At 61.8% G+C, this 20,453-nt stretch carries 18 protein-coding genes and 1 pseudogene; 15 read left to right on the top strand and 4 right to left on the bottom strand.

Features of this window, described 5'->3' with window-relative positions; all coding sequences use genetic code 11:
- The 9 genes from H3V04_RS05655 to H3V04_RS05615 form a co-directional block, all read left to right on the top strand.
- Positions 1-821, top strand: an 821-nt coding sequence (locus H3V04_RS05655; RefSeq protein WP_198187466.1) for a 3-deoxy-7-phosphoheptulonate synthase, incomplete at its 5' end; no start/stop codon positions are given.
- Between the two features lie 65 nt (positions 822-886).
- Positions 887-1,621 (top strand): 5'-methylthioadenosine/S-adenosylhomocysteine nucleosidase, encoded by a 735-nt coding sequence (gene mtnN, locus H3V04_RS05650; RefSeq protein ID WP_198187465.1) that lies wholly within the window; start codon positions 887-889, stop codon positions 1,619-1,621.
- Positions 1,622-1,998: 377 nt separating this feature from the next.
- Positions 1,999-2,520, top strand: coding sequence for a 50S ribosomal protein L10 (rplJ, locus tag H3V04_RS05645; RefSeq protein WP_198187464.1), 522 nt, complete (start codon positions 1,999-2,001; stop codon positions 2,518-2,520).
- Between the two features lie 103 nt (positions 2,521-2,623).
- Positions 2,624-3,004 (top strand): 50S ribosomal protein L7/L12, encoded by a 381-nt coding sequence (gene rplL, locus H3V04_RS05640; RefSeq protein WP_045924837.1) that lies wholly within the window; start codon positions 2,624-2,626, stop codon positions 3,002-3,004.
- A 297-nt stretch (positions 3,005-3,301) separates the two neighbouring features.
- A complete protein-coding gene (locus tag H3V04_RS05635; RefSeq protein ID WP_232342475.1) occupies positions 3,302-4,873 on the top strand; it encodes a glycoside hydrolase family 30 beta sandwich domain-containing protein in 1,572 nt (523 codons plus the stop codon).
- A gap of 52 nt (positions 4,874-4,925) precedes the next feature.
- The gene (locus tag H3V04_RS05630) at positions 4,926-6,461 is read left to right on the top strand and encodes a glycoside hydrolase family 30 beta sandwich domain-containing protein (RefSeq protein ID WP_198187463.1); all 1,536 of its coding nucleotides are present in this window, start codon (positions 4,926-4,928) and stop codon (positions 6,459-6,461) included.
- A gap of 258 nt (positions 6,462-6,719) precedes the next feature.
- Positions 6,720-8,309: an FHA domain-containing protein gene (locus H3V04_RS05625; RefSeq protein ID WP_332460588.1), complete on the top strand. Its 1,590-nt coding sequence runs from the start codon at positions 6,720-6,722 to the stop codon at positions 8,307-8,309.
- Between the two features lie 8 nt (positions 8,310-8,317).
- Positions 8,318-12,028, top strand: a complete 3,711-nt coding sequence (locus tag H3V04_RS05620) for a helicase (RefSeq protein ID WP_232342474.1) — start codon at positions 8,318-8,320, stop codon at positions 12,026-12,028.
- Positions 12,028-12,261 (top strand): hypothetical protein, encoded by a 234-nt coding sequence (locus tag H3V04_RS05615; RefSeq protein WP_198187462.1) that lies wholly within the window; start codon positions 12,028-12,030, stop codon positions 12,259-12,261. Before H3V04_RS05620 ends, H3V04_RS05615 begins: the two co-directional genes overlap by 1 nt.
- 9 nt (positions 12,262-12,270) lie before the next feature.
- Here the strand turns inward: H3V04_RS05615 and H3V04_RS05610 are convergent, their stop codons facing one another.
- From H3V04_RS05610 to H3V04_RS05595, 4 genes and pseudogenes are all read right to left on the bottom strand, one after another.
- On the bottom strand, positions 12,271-12,681 hold the full coding sequence (locus tag H3V04_RS05610; protein ID WP_373564684.1) for an MscL family protein: 411 nt from the start codon (positions 12,679-12,681) through the stop codon (positions 12,271-12,273).
- A 715-nt stretch (positions 12,682-13,396) separates the two neighbouring features.
- Positions 13,397-13,732, bottom strand: a pseudogene (locus H3V04_RS10540) (SAF domain-containing protein); the annotation flags it as partial.
- A 76-nt stretch (positions 13,733-13,808) separates the two neighbouring features.
- Positions 13,809-14,021 carry an FmdB family zinc ribbon protein gene (locus H3V04_RS05600; protein ID WP_198187461.1) on the bottom strand — a complete coding sequence of 71 codons (213 nt, stop codon included), beginning with the start codon at positions 14,019-14,021 and terminating at the stop codon, positions 13,809-13,811.
- Between the two features lie 101 nt (positions 14,022-14,122).
- The gene (locus H3V04_RS05595; RefSeq protein WP_198187460.1) at positions 14,123-14,800 is read right to left on the bottom strand and encodes a 5-formyltetrahydrofolate cyclo-ligase; all 678 of its coding nucleotides are present in this window, start codon (positions 14,798-14,800) and stop codon (positions 14,123-14,125) included.
- A gap of 79 nt (positions 14,801-14,879) precedes the next feature.
- On the opposite strand from H3V04_RS05595, the gene H3V04_RS05590 reads away from it, so the two are divergent.
- The 6 genes from H3V04_RS05590 to nrdF all read left to right on the top strand — a co-directional run bounded on the left by H3V04_RS05590 (position 14,880) and on the right by nrdF (position 20,378).
- A complete protein-coding gene (locus H3V04_RS05590) occupies positions 14,880-15,533 on the top strand; it encodes a GNAT family N-acetyltransferase (protein WP_198187459.1) in 654 nt (217 codons plus the stop codon).
- Between the two features lie 76 nt (positions 15,534-15,609).
- On the top strand, positions 15,610-16,959 hold the full coding sequence (locus tag H3V04_RS05585) for a hypothetical protein (protein ID WP_198187458.1): 1,350 nt from the start codon (positions 15,610-15,612) through the stop codon (positions 16,957-16,959).
- Positions 16,960-17,137: 178 nt separating this feature from the next.
- The gene (groES, locus tag H3V04_RS05580) at positions 17,138-17,431 is read left to right on the top strand and encodes a co-chaperone GroES (RefSeq protein WP_015022393.1); all 294 of its coding nucleotides are present in this window, start codon (positions 17,138-17,140) and stop codon (positions 17,429-17,431) included.
- Positions 17,432-17,550: 119 nt separating this feature from the next.
- Positions 17,551-18,651: a histidinol-phosphate transaminase gene (locus H3V04_RS05575; protein WP_198187457.1), complete on the top strand. Its 1,101-nt coding sequence runs from the start codon at positions 17,551-17,553 to the stop codon at positions 18,649-18,651.
- A gap of 177 nt (positions 18,652-18,828) precedes the next feature.
- Positions 18,829-19,317: a class Ib ribonucleoside-diphosphate reductase assembly flavoprotein NrdI gene (gene nrdI, locus H3V04_RS05570; protein WP_198180474.1), complete on the top strand. Its 489-nt coding sequence runs from the start codon at positions 18,829-18,831 to the stop codon at positions 19,315-19,317.
- Positions 19,318-19,382: 65 nt separating this feature from the next.
- Positions 19,383-20,378, top strand: a complete 996-nt coding sequence (nrdF, locus tag H3V04_RS05565) for a class 1b ribonucleoside-diphosphate reductase subunit beta (protein WP_232342589.1) — start codon at positions 19,383-19,385, stop codon at positions 20,376-20,378.
- The last annotated feature ends 75 nt before the right edge of the window (positions 20,379-20,453 follow it).

The following is a 20,453-nucleotide window of genomic DNA, read 5'->3' as shown; positions in this document are numbered from 1 at the left end:
TCCTTATTGTCATGCGGGTCTACTTCGAGAAGCCCCGGACCACGGTCGGCTGGAAGGGCCTGATCAACGACCCCGACCTGGACGGCAGCCACAACATCCAGAAGGGTCTGGTTCTGGCACGGCGCATCCTGCTGGGTGTGCTGGAGACCGGGCTTCCGGCGGCCACGGAATTCCTTGAGCCTACATCGCCACAGTACATTTCTGATGCGGTCAGCTGGGGGGCCATTGGCGCTCGGAACACGGAGAGCCAGGTCCATCGGCAGCTGGCCAGCGGCATGTCCATGCCCATTGGCTTCAAGAACGCCACGGACGGCAGCGTGGATGTGGCCATTGACTCCTGCTATGCGGCCTCTCAGCGCCACACCTTCTTTGGAATAGACCACGAGGGTCAGGCCGCAGCCGTAGCGACCATGGGCAACCCCGACTGCCATCTGGTCCTTCGCGGCTCCAAGTCCGGCCCCAACTACGATCAGGATTCGGTGCGCGCGGCTCTCGTCGTACTTCGCCAGCGCATGCCCAAGGACAGCGCGGCTGCCCACGGACTGCTCATCGATGCCTCGCACGGCAATTCCGGCAAGGACGAGCGGCGCCAGATCCAGGTAGTCCATGAGTTGGCCCAGCGGATAGGCGACGGCGAGGAGGGCTTTACCGGGCTGATGATGGAGAGTTTCATACGTGGCGGCAATCAGAAGCCGGCCCCGCTGGACCAGCTGGTCTACGGGTGTTCGATCACCGACCGCTGCATCTCCTGGCCCGATACCCAGGATCTGCTGGAGGAGCTGGCACAGGCAGTGGACCGTCGTCGCAGCACGGCTCGTTGACTTACGGCCTGCAGTAGGCTGGTCGGGCCGCATTCGCGGGTGAAATCATGGATAAGGAGTCAGGCATGAGTGAAACAGACGGTTCCCTGGAGGGTGAAGATCGACGGCCGGTTGCCGTCATAGGAGCCATGGACGAGGAAGTGGCCCTGATTGGCCAAGGCCTGAAGCAGGCGGATCAGGATCCGCACGCCAGTGATGCTGGACTGAAAGTCATATGTGGCACCCTTGATGGGTCGCAGGGCCCGGTTCGACTGGCTGCCACAGTGGGCGGCATGGGTACTGTCAACATCGCCGCCACCACGCAGTATCTGATTGATGCCTTCCATCCCAGGGCCGTCATCTTCTCCGGCATTGCCGGCAACCTGAACAAGGACCTGCACATCAACGACGTGGTTCTTGGAGGCACCCTGCGTTATTTGGACACGGACATGCGGTTGGTGGCCCAGTCGGCACCCGGCACCGAGGAGTTTCACTCGGACCCCCACCTGCTGGATCTGGCAAGCCGGACTCTGGATGCCATGGGGATCAAGCACATCGTCGGCACCATTGCCACAGGCAACTACTTTGTGGATAGCCCGGAGAAGATAGCCCAGGTCAAGGAGCAGACCGGGGCTGATGCGGTCGAGATGGAGGGGGCTGCCGTCTGCCACGTGGCGGCCCGCAACAAGGTCCCGGCCCTGGTCATCCGCGCTCTGAGCGACAACGCCGACACCGACTACGAGGTCTTCCGGGAGTTTGACATCTCCGAATATGCCGACACGGCCGCCAGGCTGGTGCTGGGCATCGTGCGTGAGCTTTGAGCCTAGATCGATAAGAAGCCCATGGGCGTGTGGCTCGGCGCCCGTGGGCCTGCGAGCTGATTGGTCGCGCCCGCTGAGGTTTGTGTACCATGAATCCGCCGCAGTCCTGCAGCCTTCGGATCTGACTGATGCCGAGCTTGGGGCGTCTGCGGATTTGACGGCCGCAGCCGAACTGTGTATTATTACCCTTTGCATACCAAAGACCGTTGGTCGGGACCCTTGGGTCTCCTAAGTTCGGTTGATCGAGCCAGCACAGGTTGAGTTTCAGATCGGTCCTTACGACCTGTTTTCCGCTCTGCCTGTCGGCAGGGCTTTCTTTTTGCCTGTCATGCTCGGTCGTCCGGCTCCCTCCAGAGGTCTGTCTAGGAAGGAACGCCATGAAAAGGCCCGAAAAGGAAGAGGCTGTCGCCAGGCTGACGGACAAGTTCCGTAATGCCGATGCCATCATCCTCACCGAGTACCGCGGGCTCAGTGTTCCGCAGGTCGCCGATCTGCGAAACAAGCTAGGCCGCGATACTTCCTACAACGTGGCGAAGAACACGCTAGCCCGGATTGCGGCCAAAGAGGCTGGAATCGAGGGTCTCGATGAGATGCTTGCCGGCCCCTGCGCCATCACCTTCGTCAAGGGTGATTACGTCAATGCCGCCAAGACACTGCGTGATTTCGCCAAGGACAACCCGGCACTGATCGTCAAGGGCGGCTTCATCGATGGAGCTGTTGCTGACGCGGATGCCATGGAGAAGATCGCGGATCTGGAATCCCGCGATGTTCTGCTCTCCCGGATGGCCGGCGCGCTCAAGGGCACCATGTCCAAGGCCGCCAACCTGTTCGTCGCTGTGCCTACCAAGGCAGTGCGCACGTTCGACGCCCTGCGCGAGAAGCAGGAAAAGGCCGCCTGAGTCCACGGCCATCGGCCCGGATTCATACGGCAAATACAAGAAAAGATGTTCGGTGATCGGCCTACCAGTCAATGCCGGTCGCCACAAATGAAAGGAAGCCATTATGGCCAAGCTCTCCGCTGACGAGCTCATCGACGCGTTCAAGGAAATGACCCTGGTCGAGCTGTCCGACTTCGTCAAGAAGTTCGAGGACGAGTTCGATGTTGAGGCCTCCGCCCCTGTGGCCGTGGCCGCTGCTGCCCCCGGTGCTGCTGCTCCGGCTGAGGAGGAGAAGACCGAGTTCGATGTCGTCCTCTCCGCCATCGGCGACAAGAAGATCCAGGTCATCAAGGCCGTCAAGGCCATCACCAACCTGGGCCTGGCCGACGCCAAGGCTCTGGTTGACGGTGCCCCCAAGGCCGTCCTGGAAGGCGCCAAGAAGGAAGACGCCGACAAGGCCAAGGCCCAGCTGGAAGAGGCCGGCGCCACCGTCGAGCTCAAGTAGTCATCGGCTCTTTCTGAGCCCTTGCATGCTGGAAAGCCCTGTGCTGTCATCGACAGCGCGGGGCTTTTCCTATATCTTGTCAGACCTGCGCGCAAGGGTGGTTGCGCTGCCCCGTGCAGAGCCGATTTTCACCGGAGTATATGTGTTTGTTCCCCTCTGCCCCTGTGGACGCAGTTTCGGCCACTCAGAGGCATGGGGATGGCCATATAGTTGGAACGATTGCAATAGATTGCAACATTTTTTTCATGATTGAAACCGCAGCTAAGCTAAGGCTCTGTCCTATCGACCGTGACGCCGATGCCCAGATATGACAACGAGAGAGCAATCATGACCATCACCTTCACCAACCAGTTCTGGACCGTGACCTCCGGAGATCTGACCGATCGACGCAGGCCCCTGCAGGCCCCTCCAATGGGGGAGAAGCCCAGGGGCGCCATGCCCATCGTCATCGATCCCTGCCAGCGCCATCAGCCCTGGATCGGTGCCGGAGCCGCAATCACCGATGCCGCGGCCTCGTTGATCTGGGGCAGCCAATCCGCGCAGCAAAGGCATGCTCTTCTAGACGACATGTTCAACCCGGACAAGGGCGGCTTTTCAGTCATCCGCATACCGCTGGGCTCCTGCGAGCCGTCCTCCCAGCCCTACTACACCTACGATGACATCCCCTACGGGGAGCATGACAAGGATCTGACCAGGTTCTCCCTGGGCGAGGGCGAGCCGGGTGCTCCGGACGCCACCAAGGACTACAAGTACATCATTCCTGTAGTCCAAGAGATTCTGTCCATCAATCCTGCCGTGAAAATCATCGCCTCGCCCTGGAGCGCCCCGGCCTGGATGAAGAACACCGGTCACCTGTGCATGGGCGGTCACCTGCGTTTCGGCGAGTGGACCGGCAACGGCTATGATCCGCTCGAGGATTCCATAGAGGGGGTCTATGCCCGTTACTTCGCCCGCTACATCGACGAGATGGAAGCCATAGGCATCCCCATATGGGCGGTCACTGTGCAAAACGAACCCTCAAACGCCGCCCCATGGCCAGCCATGACCTGGACTCTGGCCCAGCAGGCCGACTTCGCCCACCGCTTCCTACGGCCTGTGCTGGACCGTCGGCACCCTCAGGTGCGCATCTTCATCAACGATGACTCGGCGCACTGCCTGACCGGACCGGTCGACAAGGATGTCACCGCCGAGCAGGCCCGTTCCATCGACGGTCTGACCTTGCACACCTATGACAACGACTATCCGCAACTGGACTATGCCAACCGGGTCTATCCGCAGTGGATCTACGGCATGACCGAACGTCGCTGCATGCTGAACCAGACCCCCGAGGATGCTGCTCACATCATGTCCGGTGTCATTGGCAACTGGCTGGTCCGCCATGGCTCTTCCTTTATCACCCTGTGGAACATGGCCCTGGACGAGCGGGGGCTGCCCAACCAGATCGGTGCCGACGGCAGACGCGGGGTGGTCACCATCGATCATGGCAGCGGCAAAGTCCGCAGGAACCTGGAGTATTTCATGCTCCGCAGCTTCGGACAGGACGTGGAGCCCGGTTCGGTAGTGATCGACTCCAGCAACTACACCCCGGACGGCTGGAGCGGCTCGCTGGGCTCCGTGGCCTTCCTGGCGCCGGACGGATCCATCGCCGCCCATATCTACAACCCCACGGGCCAGCCTGTCAGGGCGGCTGTCACAGTCAACGGCTGGGGGGACCGTTGGCAGAGCGTGACCGTACCCGCCTGGGGGACCGTGACCATGCACGCGACGACGAGCGAGCGAATCAACGATTCGGCAGTGCCCGAAGATGAGGATTTCGCTCTGCAATTGCCTGAGTACACCGTGGATGACAAGGCTCCCGGACAGGGCTGAGGCTTGAATTCTGCAAACCGGGAAAGAGCCCGGCGGAAGGAGAAATACGATTATGGAGGAGATCTGGACCGCGACGGCAGGGGATCTGTCCCAGCGGCGAGAACCGATAACGATCCCGGAGACGACGACTGGACCCGGCACAGCCGTCCCCATCGTCATCGATCCAACCAGACGCTACCAGTACTGGGAGGGGGCCGGCGCTGCTCTGACGGACTCCAGCGCCTACCTGTTCATGACGGCCATGGATGCCGACCAACGCCATCGGATTCTGACCGAGCTCTTCGACCCGGCTCAGGCGGGCCTGTCCACCTTGAGGATCTCCATGGGGTCCTGCGACTTCTCCAGCCAGCGCTACTACTCCTATGATGATCTGCCCGATGGGGTGATGTCGGATTCGGGCATGACCTACTTCTCCATTGGGCAGGGGAAGCCGGGCACGCCCGAGGCCACCAAAGACATGAAGTATGTGGTCCCCGTCCTTCAGGAGATCATGGCCATCAACCCGGGCGTGCGGATTCTGGCTTCGCCCTGGAGCGCACCCGCTTGGATGAAGGACAGTGGTCGGCTGGACGGGGCTGGACGTCTGAGGCTGGGGCAATACTGCGGCAATGGCTACCGTCCACGTGACACGGTCGATGCCGCCTATGCCCGCTATTTCGTGCGGTTCATCGAGGCCTACCAGAAGCTGGGGATTCCCATCTCGGCAGTGACCATGCAGAACGAGCCTTCCAACAATCCGCCCTGGCCCATGACGATTTGGACCCCTGAACAGCTGGTGCGTTGGGGCGTGGACTATCTGCGTCCGGCGCTGGACCGTAGCTTCCCCGAGGTGGAGATCTTCTTCGGGGATGATGGATTGAGGTTCTTCAGCCGCCCGGTCAGCGACTATATGACCCCTGTGGAGGCCCTGAGCTTCGCCGGGACTGCCATGCACACATACTCCGGCCTGCCCAAGTGGGTCGTGAACGCCACCAGGCAGTTCCCCGGATGGCGCTCGGTCATGAGTGAGCGGCGCTGCATGCTGGACGAACGGGTGGACGAGGCCAGCCATGTCATGTTCGGGGAGATCGGCATCGGACTGGTCCGCCAGGGCGTGGGCATGATCGACCTGTGGAATCTGGCCCTGGATGAGCAGGGTCTGCCCAGTTGGGCGCGAACCTTGGGTCGGCGCGGGGTCATCACCGTCGATTCCCGAACCGGCGGTGTCAAGCGCAACCTGGAATATTTCATGCTCCGTAATTTCGGACAGGATGTGCCGGTCGGCGCTCGCAGGGTGGCCTCCACCAGCCATACCCGTGACGGCAGGACCGGCGGGCTGGGATCGGTCGCCTTCGTTCGCGACGATGGTGAGCTCAGCGTCATCCTCTACAATCCGACCGGAGAGCCTATCCAGGCGGCCCTGACCGTCAATGGCTGGGGCGCTAACTGGCGACCGGTAAGCGTGCCGGCTTTCGGGACGGTCTCCTGCCACATGTCAGACTCCGATCGTCTCAACCGCAGCACGGTGCCCGAGGATGACCAATTCGTCGTCCATATGACTCCGCACCCAGACGACGACCACGACGAGGGAGAGGACGGCCAGGACTGATTCGATGACGGCGGCCGTTGCTTGACTCTGATGGTTGTATCCAGGCCAAGGGCGGCCGCCGTTTCTTGTTGATCCAGTCAATCGCTTCGTTGCCAAAGCCTTGCCTGAGGGAAGGGTTCGCTGCACCGGCATGCCTCCCGTCTTTCATGTGTCCTTTATCGGTTAATTCGGCACGCAATCAATCCTATCTCTGGGTTTCATGACAGAATAGGCGATAGTACCGAGTGAAGGCGGCTGCAGATTTGGGAGGTCGAAAACGTGAGTGACGATCGGCGACCGGGGCAGGTGTGGATAATCAAGTTCAATGGGGCGGAAGAGACCCGGCTCAAGCCTGGCGAGACCGTCGAGATCGGCCGCAAGCCCCTGCGTCCGCTGGCCGATGACGGTCGGCGTCGTCTGGAGGTGCCCGATCAGACTAAATCCATGTCCAAGCGACATGCCATTTTCGCCGTCGACCAGGACGGTCTGGCCACCCTGCGCGACATGGGTTCCACCAACGGGTCCTATCTGATCCAGTCCGACGGATCCCTGGTCAGGTTGCCTGTGGATGCCGACTTCCCCCTGTCCAGCAGTTCGGCTCGTTTCCAATTCGGTGATGTCCCTGTCGACTTCGTGCGCATCAGCAATCCTGAAGAAGATAAGACCGATCCTTCGACCCGGGTGCCCGACCTCTTCTCATACTCCACGCAGCCCCGGGGCATGGTGGAGCCTGATGCAGCTGAGATGTCCGTCGACGACATTCTGGACATGCGCGCCGGCGAGCCCACTGGCATCTTCAAGGCCGACGGGGTCCGCAACAGGGTCACTGCCCTTCACGATATGGCCCTGGGTGCCGCCAAGACAGCCGATTCTTCCCAAGAGGTCAACGGCGCTTCTCAGGATCGTCCCGGGTCTGTCTCAGTCGCTCGCGACTCGCGGGACAATCCGTCGCAGCCCGCGGATTCGCGGGGCTCGCAAGCGCGGCATTCTGACGATTCTGATCCAATCGAGCATAGCCAGGCTGACAGGGGGCCGGTCGATGCAGGCTCAGCGGATGGTCAGGGATCGGACCGTCGCAGGGTCTATGCCGACCAGCCGGATGACAGGGCATTCGAAGACCGCCAGGGTGACCGGCGTGCAGGTGACTTCCAGGCCCAGGGCGCTCGTGGCGAAGCTCGTCGGCCTCTGCCATGGCAGGAGCATGAATCCGAGCAGGGCCTGCCTCTGGTCGGCACCCAGGAGGAGGACAGCCGGCCTGTCGACCGTGACCTTTTCGCGGATGCTCGCCGATCACGTTCCCCCGAATCCGCTTCTGATCAGAACCACTACAACCAGGATGCCGGCGATGCCCATGACGTCCGTGACAATCGTGGTCATCATGACGATCGTGCGGCTTCCGGCCGCAGCGGCTATGCAGACGGCCAGTCACGGCAAGGCCGGAGGGGCGAACCGGGCTCGGCCCAGGGGTTCACCCCGCTGGGAGCCGTGGAGCTGGCCCGCCTGTCCAAGAAGGAATCAGATCAGGCCCGGCGTCCCCAGCCAGCGGATAAGCAGGGTGATGACCAGCGTTATCAGCCGGCCTTCGAGCCCGGATCCGTCTTCGAGCGGGTCTCCAAGGGGGACTATGACCGTGGCCAGGAGGCCATCGTGGTGGACGGGATGAGCTCCGATGATGCCAAGCGTACCGGGGACTTCGCCCTGCAGTTCGCCATGGCCAAGCATCGGCAGCTGCTGCCTTTCCTGGCGATGAACCCGGCCCTCTATGATGATCTGTACGCCTGGTTGGAGGCTCAGGGCGACCAGGACATCGACGCGGCCCTGCGCAACAATGACGGGTATCACGAATATCTGAACGCCGTGCGGAAGTGAGTGGACGGATGAGCGAGACGGTAATGAGCACCGGGGGATCGGAAGAGGAGAAACGGGCTGAAGATGCACAGGCATCAACGGCCGGCTCCTCCTCCGACCGCGCCGCAGAAGAGGTCAAGGCCCCGTTGACTCCACTGGAGCGAATCCGGGGATGGCGCCAGGATTACCAGAACCAGGTGGGCCTGACCCCCTTGGAGAATGTGTCGCAGCTGGCGGCGCAGATGGACCTGACCCATGCGCATCCTTCAGGCATCGCCCAGCTCTTCGCCAGTGGCCAGGTTCATCTGGATGCGCTCTTCCGAGACCGGGGTATGCTACGCGCGGCTCACCGGCGCATGGAGCGGGTTCTGGACGATCAGGCCGCCAAGGAGCGTGCCAGTGGTTTCGCCCAGCTTTCCATGGTGGTGGGAGTGGCTGCCTGGCAGGGGCGCGATATGCCTGTACTGCTCTATCCCGTGCGTATCGACGAGAGCACACAGGGGGCCTCCAGATCCTCCATCAGGTTCACAGGCAAGGTGGACCTTAATCCTGCCCTGATTTCGGCCATGCGTGAGCGGGGCATCACCCTGGACCCGGACCGCCTGTTTTCCGCCTCCCACTATCAGGGCGGCACCCCCGAAACTTCTTCACTGTTCAAGGACATGACGGCCCTGATTACGCCGCATATCAGCGACTTCACCATTGAACGGAAAATCGTTCTTGGGTGCTTTATCGAGCCATCCGCCCAGTTGCTGGGCGAGAGCCTTCGGATTCTGGACCGGATGACCGCCGGGTCCACCGGCAACGATCTGCTGGATGCCTTGGCTGGCGACCAGGCTGCCTCGGAGCGGCTCAAGGGCGGACCAGTGCCCGACTACAGCCCCTTTGATGCTGACCCCCACAGCGAGTTCGAGGCCGGAGACGTCGACAACCAGGTCCGTTATGCCGCCCAGCTGGTGGCGACCGGACACAGTGTGCTTGTCGATGAACAGACCGGCCGCCACAGCGCTGACGATGCTCTGGCCATCGCCTCGCGCTGCGTCACTGCCGGCAGGACCGTGCTCTACGTGCCCTGCGTGGTGGAGGAGAAGCGACGCTTCCAGCATCGTCTGGATGCCGCCGGGATGGCGGACATGGCTCTTGACCTGACAGACGATCAGCTTGGCCGGGTCCTGGACCAGCGGCTGATTGATGCAGTGGGGTTCAAACCCGGCAAGGCCAGCGAACACTTCGATCAGGTGGCTGACGAGCTTGTGGGTGTCCGCTCCCGGCTGACCCGCTACCTGGGTGATCTGCATGGGGTGGATTCCAGCTGGGGGGTTTCGGCCTACCAGACCATTCAGAATCTGGCCAATATCGCCAATATGCCTACGCACCCTGCCACCCGTGTCCGTCTGGGCGCGGCGACGGCCCACAACCTGCAGCCCGAGCTGGATGCATGGGCAGACAAGCTGGAGAGGGCTGCCGAGCTGGGCGAGTTCGTCATCGGTCCCCAGGACACGCCTTGGTTCGGCGCCACTCTGGTCAACGAGAACGAGGCTGTGGACGCATACTCCCGTGTGGTTCGCCTCCTGCAGCGGCTTCTGCCGGACACCCGTGAACAGGTCAAATCCACTGTGGAGACCTGCGGATTCCCCGTGCCGGCCACCGTCAAGGATTGGGGGCGGCAGGTGGTGGTCCTCAAGAATCTGCGCCGGGTCCTGGATGTCTTCCAGCCTTCCATCTTCGAGCGTGATATTCCCTCCATGATCGAGGCCACCAAGTCCAAGGCCGATCGCAAGGCCAATGGCACCAATCTGGGATTCTGGGAACGCCGACGTCTGGTCAAGGAGGCCAAGAGCCTGCTCAGGCCTGGCGCGCAGGTCGAGGATCTGCATGAGTCGCTGGTGGTGGTCTCCAAGCAGGCCGAGCAATGGCGGACCTTCGTCCCTCACGGCGGCTGGCCGGTCCTGCCGCCGAAGCTGGACGTCATCATCGACACCCAGGAATCCCTGATTCGCGACATGACGGCTCTGGACACCGTTCTGGCCTCGACTCCAGCCGGCGGCGATCTCGAGACCATGGATTTGAACAAGGTGGAGGAGCGGCTCAAGGCGCTCTTTGACGACCATACAGCCCTGGATACCTTGCCTGAGCGCTGCGCCCTGGAGGACGAATTCAGCAAGGCGGGGCTGCAGGACCTTGTCCAGGACCTGCGCAACCGTCAGGTTGAGGGCAAGGCGGTACGGGCCGAGCTGCAGCTGGCCTGGTGGACCACGGTCTTCGACGACATCATGCGCTCCTCGCAGATCATCTCCAACCAGGACGGTTCCGCCCTGTCCAACGCAGCCGACCGCTTCAGCCAGGTGGATGCTCAGCACGTGGCCAGCGTAGGGCCCATGGTCGCCCAGGAGAGCGAAAAGCGTCTGTCCGAGCTGCTCTTCTCCCGCACCCAGGAGGCCAATCAGCTGCACACCATGCTGGCCGGCAACCCCGGCGCCTCCCTTGCGGTCTTCCGGCAGGCCCACCCCGGCATCCTGTCGGCGGCCAAACCCATCATCATCGCGACTCCGGCCACGCTGGCGACCAGGACCAATCCGACACAGCTGGCCGACACGGTCATCATCGATGCGGGAGCCCATATGCCTTCCATCCAGGTGCTGACAGTGCTGGCTCGTGCCCGGCAGGTGGCGGTCATCGCGCACCGTCCTACCATCACCTCGGATGGTCTCTTGCAGCTGGTCGACCATCTGGTTCCGGTCACCGTCAAAGCCCGGCCCTCGCGCCGCTCGATTCGGCTGGACACCTTCCTGAAGGATCATGGTTATGGGGATCTGTCGGCACCTGTCCCCGATTGCCGGGAGCCTGGCAGGGTAACCCTGACCAGGGTGGAGGGAGCCGGCGTCCCTGTCATGGCCACTGGGCTGGTAGAGTCCAGCCAACAGGAGGTGGCCGCAGTTGTCGAGATGCTCAAACGCAAGGCCGGATCCTTCTCCCTGGTGCCGAACAGTTATCTGCTGACTGTGGTCACCCTGTCGGCCACCCACCGCTCCAGGCTGGGGGCCGAACTCAAGTCGGCTGCGGCCAAGGACAGGGTCTTCGCCAAGTTCCTGCGGCATGTACGCATCGTCGGCATTGACGAGGTCTGTGGCGCCCGGGCCACGGACGTAATCCTTACTCTGGGCTTTGCCAAGACCACCCACGGCCGTCTTCTCCAGCAGTTCGGCGATCTGGAAGGCGAAGGGGGCAAGGGTATGTTGCTGGATGCTCTGGTCCTGCCGGATCGGAATCTGGACATCGTCGCTGCATTCTCGGCCGACGATCTTGAGGCTGACCGCATCCACCAGCCTGGGCCGCGTCTGCTCAAGGAGCTGTTGACTTGGGTTGAGCATCCCGACGCCGAACCTGCCCGGCCCGAGCAAGCCGAGCAGTCCACCAATGTGCTCTTCAGGGATCTGGCCCACAGACTGCGGACCCGGGGGCTGGATGTAGCCCTGGATTACGGGTACGACCAGGCGCCCAGAATTCCGCTGGTGGTGGGGCTCAAGAACAAGCCCTATGCTTTGGCTGTGCTGACCGACGATGCCGAGTTCATGCACACCCAGTCCACCCGGGAGCGTCACCGGTTCACCACCGAGGATTTGCAGTATCTTGGCTGGTCGGTCATGACCGTCTGGAGCGTTTCGGCCTTTGTCAACCCCGACAAGGAAGCCGACAGGATCGTTGCCCGCCTTGCCGACATCTACCAGCAGGCGCGTTGATGGCGGATAATCAGCCGGACCGGGGGAACCAGACCGGTGAGTCTGCGGCTCCGCGTCGGCGTCGGCATCGGCGGGTGGTTCGTCCAGGCAGGGAACGGTTCGATGTTGATGGCACCGAGGATGATCCCCAGGATCGGGTCTGTGAGCAGGATCGTCTTGCCGGGGATGACCGGCGGATCCTGGGCGAGCTGCCGCCCCATTGGGGGCTCTTCCCCAATGAGCGCGGCGACTGACTATCGGTCCTAGTCCTGGCCCTTGGGCAGTCCGGTCCCAGCCTGTTGGCTGTCTGCGCTCGTTGACTGATGGATGTCGTCGGCGATCTGCCGTAGCAGCTGCAGGCTCTGGTCCTGGGGGCTGGGAGCGTTGGGCTGGTCCTTGATGCCCGAGGCCGCCCGGCTCAGCTGCCGCAACTTGTTGATGGGCATGATGATGCAGAAGTAGACGGCGATGGCGATCAAGAGGAAGTTGAGCAGAGCCGTCAGAATGGCACCGAAGGAGATGGTGGCGTTCCGGTAGCTGATGGTCAGGAGTCCCGACAGGTCCGGTTTGCCGAAGATCATGGCGATCAGTGGGCTGATCAGATTGTTGACGATGGCGTTGACCACGCTGGTCACCGCCGAACCCATGACCACGCCCACGGCCATGTCCACCATGGATCCACGCGAGATGAACTGCTTGAATTCGCCCAGCACACCCTTGTTGCTGATTTGTGAGATTTTGTGGACTGCTTCGGCGGTATCCTTGGCCGCCACCTGGTTGATCGAGGCCATTCTGCATCCTTCCGTAGCTGATATGAGGCGTGGAAAGCCCATGCCTGCTTCTTCCTCCATTATCGCGGGCCCAGGATTGTTTCGGTTTTCCGACATGATTGGAGGGTGTCGATGCAGACGTTCTGTCAGGTCGGATGGCAATGACCGGGGTGGATGGATCCAGCGATAACAGGAGCAGAGCCTGACTGGCATCCAGGGCGAAGACCGCCTGGGATGTTTGCCGGACCCGGTTGCCCTCCCGGCCTTCCAGATCGGATCGATCTTTGGCGATGGTCTGTGCCGGTTGTAGAGCCAGTGCCTGCTCGGCTAACGTGCAGCGTCCAACGCCTTGGGTCTGTCCGGGCGTCGGTGTCTGCAGGCCGTTGACTTGCTGGACATGGGAAAACCCTGGTTTGCTGTCAGAACCTGGCTGGTCTCTCGCGGAGGGTGGTAGGGAACTCGGCTGGGCGGAATGCGTGTCGGCACCGGCTGGGCAGTCTCCCGAGGCCAGCAAATTCACCTTGTCACCAGCCTGCAGGTCTCCTGGATCGTCGGCCAGGCGGACGGTCACCGGGGTGGTCCCGGGTGGCTGTGCCGGTCTGCTGCTGATCATGGCTGTGGTCAGCGGTTGCCCTGTGTGCAGGCTGATCATCAGCCGCCGCCCACGTACTTGTCCAAATGAGGAGATCAGGCCAGGCAGCCGTTCCCTGCCGTGCAGGATTCGCGTTTCGACCATGCCAGGTTCGATGGCTGATCCGCGTGCAATAGGTCGCGCGGCGACCAGTATGGACAGGCGGCCCTGGGCCTGGACCAGGATCTGCAGGGCGCAGAAAACCGCCAGCCCCAATGCCAGGGCGGCTCCCGCACGGCGCAGCTTAAAAAGCCGCCGTCGGCGGATTAGGGATCCGGCTGCTGAAGGCTTGCCCTTGTTGCTGAAGATGGAAAAATCGACCATGCCCCCAGCCTGTCAGGAATTTGGCAGGCATATGGGTCTGCATGGTCGATGTGGTCGAATGTGCCTCTCGGTCTACTTACTTGCTGCTTGTGGAGCTTGAAGAGGAGGATGAGGCTCCATCGGTCCGGTAGAAACCATGGCCCTTGAACTCGATGGGCACTGCGGAAAAGACCTTGCGGACCTGCTGCTGCCCGCACTTGGGGCAGATGGTGATGGGCTCGTCGTTGAAAGACTGCTCCTTGGTAAAGTCGTATCCGCAGTTCTTGCAACGATAATGATAGGTGGGCACCGTTCTTTCCCTCCGCTGATGGTCGGTTCGCGCGACGATTGGTTCAACACCCAATATCCTAGTGGTGGCTTCGACCAGAAGAATCGGCACCGGGCCTCTCGTCAGTCTTGTTCATCACCATTATGGTCCGCTCCGGGCCCTCGTGACAGACCTGCGGCTGTGGGCGTGAAACCTTCGGGCGTCAGGACGGCATCCACAGGAAGGTCATGGTCCAGATGGGGCAGAGGGGCTTCCACGAATTCGCCAGGCCAGCAGATGCCCACCACTGAAGTCTGTTCTGCCCGCAGGGCCAAAGCCCGGTCATACCAGCCGCCGCCTCGACCCAGACGAATGCCGGCATGGTCGATGGCCAGTGCGGGCACCAGAATCAGATCGGCCTGATCCAAGGCCTGCGCTGGCAGGGCCGACATATCGGGTTCGTCCGGCCGCCAGCCGGGAATCCGCTTCATGTCGTCCAGATCCTGCTCTGATTGCAAGCATCCCCAACCTACTTGGGTGCCCGTGCCCAGCATGGGGATGAGCACCCGGTGGCCCCGGCCCAGCAGGAGGTCCAGGCTGGGGTCCATGGCTATCTCTCCCCGAATGGAGGCAAAGGCAGCCACGGTCAGGCTCTGATCGCCTCGGGAGCGTTCGACCTTGGCAAGCACCTGGACGGCCAGCAGATCGGCCAGCTTGCGGCCTGCGTCCAGACATTGGGCCGGGTCGATACGCCGCCTGGCTTCAAGCAGCCTGCCGCGCCGATCCTGCTTTTCCATATCGATGCGTTCCTGCTCGTTCATGTCCTCAGGTCTACCAGCAGGGGCTCTCCCTGGTGGACGCTTGCCTGCCTCCATGGCCGTTCGGTGAGAACATGGAGTCATGTCGGTTCTGCATACCTTCCGCCAGGTCTGGCAGGGTTCCCGAGCCAGGTCGTACCATGTCTTGAATCTGCCTGATCGTCTGACTGCGCCCCCAGGCCATGGGGACTTCCTGCTGAGACCCATCCGCGATGGTGACCAGGCAGCCTGGAATGCGGTCCGATGGAGGAATCGTGAGTGGCTGGCTCCATGGGAATCAGGGGATCCCCGCCACGGACCCGGCATGACCTATGCCCAATGGATGCAGGAGTTGGAGCGTTCCCGGCAGGAGGGGACTTCAGCGGTCTTTCTAATGGAGTTTCATCAGAGCATTGTCGGGCAGATTTCCCTGGGTGCCATCCGATACGGGTCCATGTGCACGGCGGTAGCGGGCTACTGGGTGGATCAGGATTGGATTGGTCACGGATTCGCGCCACTGGCCTTGGCCATGTTGGCGAATTGGGCCTTCAGGGACAGGAAGGGGCCTCATCTACACCGTCTGGAGGTGGCGATTCTGCCTGAAAACCAGCGCTCCTTGCGTGTAGTCCAAAAGCTGGGCATGGAGCCGGAGGGGCTGCGCCGTAGCTACATGTATGTAAACGGACAGTGGCGGGACCACCTGACCTTTGCCTGGATCAGCGACCAATTCGATCCGGATTTGCTGGCTCGTCTGTGAGCTCCTGGGACGGACATGGTCGACACGCTGGGTTTGACTTGCCGCTTGGGGCATACCGTCAACTAACGTAGTACCTATGGTTTATGAATCACTCAGCAGCATCGTGGTTTTGGTGATTGCGGTGATTCTGGTGCTGGGTTGGCTGCCGTTTCGCACCGTCAAGGGCATGAAGCGGGCCTCGGAGCATCGCCAGGACAGGCTTTCCACCTCCCTGCACATGGTGGGGCGGGAAGACGGCATGAGGTTCTGCGACAGGCAGTCGAGGACGGTGAAAGGGTTGGTCATGCAGCAAGGGCAGCAGGATGGCAACCGGCGCAGTCAGGCCCAGCGCATCAAGCAGATCAGACAGTTGCGCCGCGCGGCCATACGTCGTCGTCGCATCCTGGTCCTTGCCCTCTTGGTCGTCACCCTGCTGGTGGCCGGACTTTCTTTCCCCTTGGGCTACAGCCCATGGTTCACTTTGATTCCTCTGGCCTTGGTGATAGTGGTATTGGCCGCAGGCGCGCATGCTTCAGCCCAGGCTCGGGCCTGGGAGCGAAATTTGGCCCAGCGGCGTGCCCGGCAGCGTCGTCAGCAGGCGGCCGGTCTGACTAAGGACAAGACCTCCGGCAGGCCAGGGCAGACCAAGAATGAGGGCCGCACGGAAACTGCCACGGATGTGCTTGACCAGGGTGAGATCCGTCGAACGCTTGCCCAGGCCAAGGCTGATCAGCAGGCGGCCCTCAAGGCCCGACGGCACGATTCTGCAAAGCCTGTCAAGTCGACAGTCGACGGCAGCAAGGCCAAGGGTTCGGCCGGGTCCGTCAAGTCGCCCGAGAAGACCGCTGAACGGCACCCAGCCAAACAAGCAGCTTCTGGGCCGACGGCTTCCAAACCGGCAACTACCAAATCTTCAAAGGCCCAAAAGACCGCCTCCAAGCCCACAGTGTCCAAATCGTCAGTGGACAAGTCCTCAGCTTCCCCGCGGTCGAAGTCTGCTCAATCCGCCAGTACCCATACAGACAGGTCCGGATCGGTCTCTGAATCTGCTGGCAAAGAGCACCCGTCTCCATCGTCCACGGCAAAGGCCCAGGACGATGCCACCAATGAGCTTGAGCGCATCAGTCCTTCTCCGGCCTTGGATGCCTTCGGCATGGCGGCGGGCCAGGATCTGATTTCCTTTTCCTTGGGATCGGCCCGTGGCGAGGGGTCAGGCAAGGACGGCAGGAACAGCGAAGACGAGGGTCCCCACAGCCTGGAGATCAAGTCCACCCGTCAGGTCTCCGTGGCCCGTCCCCCCGAAAAGAAGAAGACCGATGGCCGGCCCGACGACTTTCACAAGCGGGAGTTGCAGGCCCAGGTCGAGGCGCCCGATCGCAGCGAGGACTCCCTGTCCATCGGCGTGGAGGCTATATTGGCCCGGCGTCGTCCGGCAGCCAAGTCCTGAGCGACCAATCGGCGACCTTTCTTTCACCACCAGCGTTAGCACTCAAGTTGGCAGAGTGCTAATTTCGCGCTACTATGACTTGTAGCGCAAAGGAATGCGTGGTGAGTGTTCGTCAGCCTCTCATCGACGTTCCGGCGTGGGTTCATTGGCTGTTCTCACAAGATGTAGGAGGTCCACAGTGTCGATTTCACTCACACCGTTGGAAGACAAGATCGTCATCAAGCAGGCTGAGGCGGAGACCAAGACCGCTTCCGGGCTGGTCATCCCCGATACCGCCAAGGAGAAGCCCCAGCAGGGCGAGGTGCTGGCGGCAGGCCCCGGCCGTCGTGACGACAAGGGCGAGCGCATCCCCATGGATGTCAAGGTTGGCGACAAGGTTCTGTACTCCAAGTATGGCGGCACCGAGGTCAACTACGGCGGCGAGGACTACCTGATCGTGTCCGCGCGCGACGTTCTGGCCATCCTCAAGTAAAGAGGCGGTGATAGTGGCCCCTGGTCCTGCGGAAGGACCGGGGGCCACTCGCGTTTCGGGAGGGCCGTGCAGCGGAACAGACACCGCGGAGACATACGGCGGCCGCTAGCATGGTGCCCATGTACTATCGTCATCGTCCCAGCATTGATGCCCTGCCCGGTTACCGGCAGGGCAGCCCGGCACCATCTGTTCCCGGGTTGACCAGCTACAAGATCTCCAGCAACGAGAACCCATACCCGCCCCTGCCCGGCGTGATCCAGACCGTCTCCGAACAGGCCCTGGGCCATCTGAACCGCTATCCGGACATGCGTGGCACCCATCTGGTGGAGCGGCTGGCCCAGCTGCATGGGGTGGATCCTGGATGTATTCAGCTGGGATGCGGGTCCACCGAGGTCATCACCCAGCTGGTTGATCTGGTGGCCGGTCATGGAGATCAGGTGGTCTATCCCTGGCGCAGTTTCGAGGCCTATCCCATCATCGTCACCTCGGCTGGCGCCACCGGGGTGCCCGTGCCCCTGGATGACCAGGGGTGCCATGACATCGAAGCAATGATTGCGGCGGTCAACGAGCATACCAGATTGGTCATTGTCAATAACCCCAACAATCCGACTGCGACCAATGTCGATCGCAGCCAGGCCGAACGGCTGCTGCAAGCCCTGCCTGCAGACCTGCCGGTGCTCTTCGACGAGGCTTACATACAGTTCAACGACGACCCTGATCGGGCCGACGGGCTGTCGCTCATGCGTGAGCATCCCAATGTGATAGTGGCCCGGACCTTTTCCAAGGCCTACGGGCTGGCCGGTCTGCGGATCGGATACGCCGTGGCCGCCGAGCCGATCATTGCCGGCATGAACAAGGTTGCCCTGCCCTTCGGTGTCACCGATGTGGCCCAAACGGCGGCGATGGCCAGCCTGGACGCACAGGATCGCCTGGCCGAACGGGTCCGGGCTCTCAAGCAGGAACGGGCCAGAATCCTGGCTGGTTTGAAGGAGCAGGGGTGGAAGATTCCTGAACCTCGGGCCAACTACTACTGGCTGCCACTGGGTCATGCGGCTGCGCAGGCTGATCAGCGGTTCCGCGACGCGGGTCTGTCGGTCAGAACCTTCCCTGGCGAGGGCATCCGCATCACTGTGGGGGAGCGGGAGGCCAACGATCGCGTCCTGGAGGTTTGCGCAGACCTGCGTCGACGGGGTTTGCCGCAGGACCCGATATCTGACTAAGGCCGCAATAGCGCGAGTGTAAATGTAAATGCTTGCCGCCTCCGTTCTTGTATGGAATGTCACAGCGGGGGCGGTTTTGTTCCTGTGAACTTGTGTCGTCCTGGATAAACCTATATATTGTGGTTGGCTGGCCAAGCCAATCCAATATATAGTGTTTACCAAGGAGCAGCAGTCACTATGTCCTCAGCAGATGTGGATCGGCGCGATCCTCCCGATGGCGCCTCCAGGCTGGTGTATTTCTCCAGCGTCTCCAACAACACCCACCGCTTTGTACAGCGGCTGGGCGTGGAGGGGCCCATCCGTATCCCCCTGTATGAGCGGCGCCAGCCCATGCCCGTTATGGATACGCCCTACCTTCTGCTGGTGCCCACCTATGGCGGCGGGTCAGCCAAGGGAGCCGTGCCCAAGCAGGTCATCCACTTCCTGAACAATCCGGTCAACCGCGGGCTGATTCGCGGGGTCATCACCTCGGGCAACCGAAACTTCGGCAGCGCCTATTGCGCAGCAGGCCCGTTGATAGCCCGCCGGTGCGGGGTTCCTGAGCTCTATCGCTTCGAGCTGCTGGGCACCTCGGAGGATGTTCAAGCGGTCAGGGCCATCCTGGCCGGAATGGGAGTGCAGCTCCAGCAGCAGTCGACTGATTCACGAAAGGCGGTTTTGTCATGAGCCAGCAGGAAAGCACCAAAGAGAGCGCCAAGTCAGAGGCCGGCGTCTATGCCGACGACGAGATGATGCGCCAATCCATCACCCCGCCCCAGTACCGAGTCACCCCTGATGCCAGGATCCGCCCGGTCAACTGGAACAAGATCACCGACGAGAAGGATCTGGAGGTCTGGAACCGTCTGGTCTCCAACTTCTGGTTGCCCGAGAAGGTGCCCCTGTCCAACGACATACCCTCCTGGAACACCCTGACCGATCATGAGCGCCAGACCACGGTCCGCGTCTTCACCGGACTGACCATGCTGGACACCACCCAGGCCACCATCGGCGAGCTGGTGCAGATCGATCACGCCCGTACCGAGCAGGAGCAGGCCATCTATACCAATATCGCCTTCATGCAGTCGGTCCACGCCCGCTCCTACTCCTCGGTCTTCTCCACCCTCTGCTCCAGCGAGGAGATCGACAAGGCCTACCGCTGGGCTGTGGCCAACGATGTCCTCCAGGAGCGCGTCCACACGGTCCTGCACGAGTATGTCAGCGAGGATCCCCTGAAGCGCAAGGTGGCCTCCACCATGCTCTCCTCCCTCATGCTCTATGCCGGCTTCTACCTGCCCCTCTACTTCTCCAGCCATGCCAAGCTGATGAACACGGCTGACATGATCCGGCTGATCCTGCGCGACAAGGCCATCCACGGCTATTACTCGGGCTACAAGTATCAGCGGGGTCTGGAAGAGAGGACCCAGGCCGACCAGGCCATGCTGGAGAAGTTCACCAATGATTTGCTGGACAAGCTCTACGATCTGGAGATGGTCTACTCCGGGCAGATCTATGAGGGCTTCCCCTTCGTCGAGGACGTCTTCGCCTTCGTTCGCTACAATGCCAACAAGGCGCTGATGAACCTGGGCTACCCGGCCCGGTTCGCAGCCGACCAGACCGATGTCAGCTCGGAGATCCTGGCGGCCCTGTCGCCATCGGCCAACGAGAACCATGATTTCTTCTCGGGTTCGGGCTCCTCCTACGTCATGGGGCACTCCGAGTCCACGGACGACGACGACTGGGACTTCTAGGCCAGTTGGAGCCGGTGTGATATTGGGCACAGAAAACCCTATATATGCTCACCGTTTTTGATATCGACAGCACAT

The organism is Bifidobacterium sp. M0353, from assembly GCF_016100645.1.
Classification (GTDB): domain Bacteria; phylum Actinomycetota; class Actinomycetes; order Actinomycetales; family Bifidobacteriaceae; genus Bombiscardovia; species Bombiscardovia choladohabitans.
Note: the sequence above shows the minus strand (reverse complement) of the source record. Positions and strands in the feature narration are given on the sequence as shown.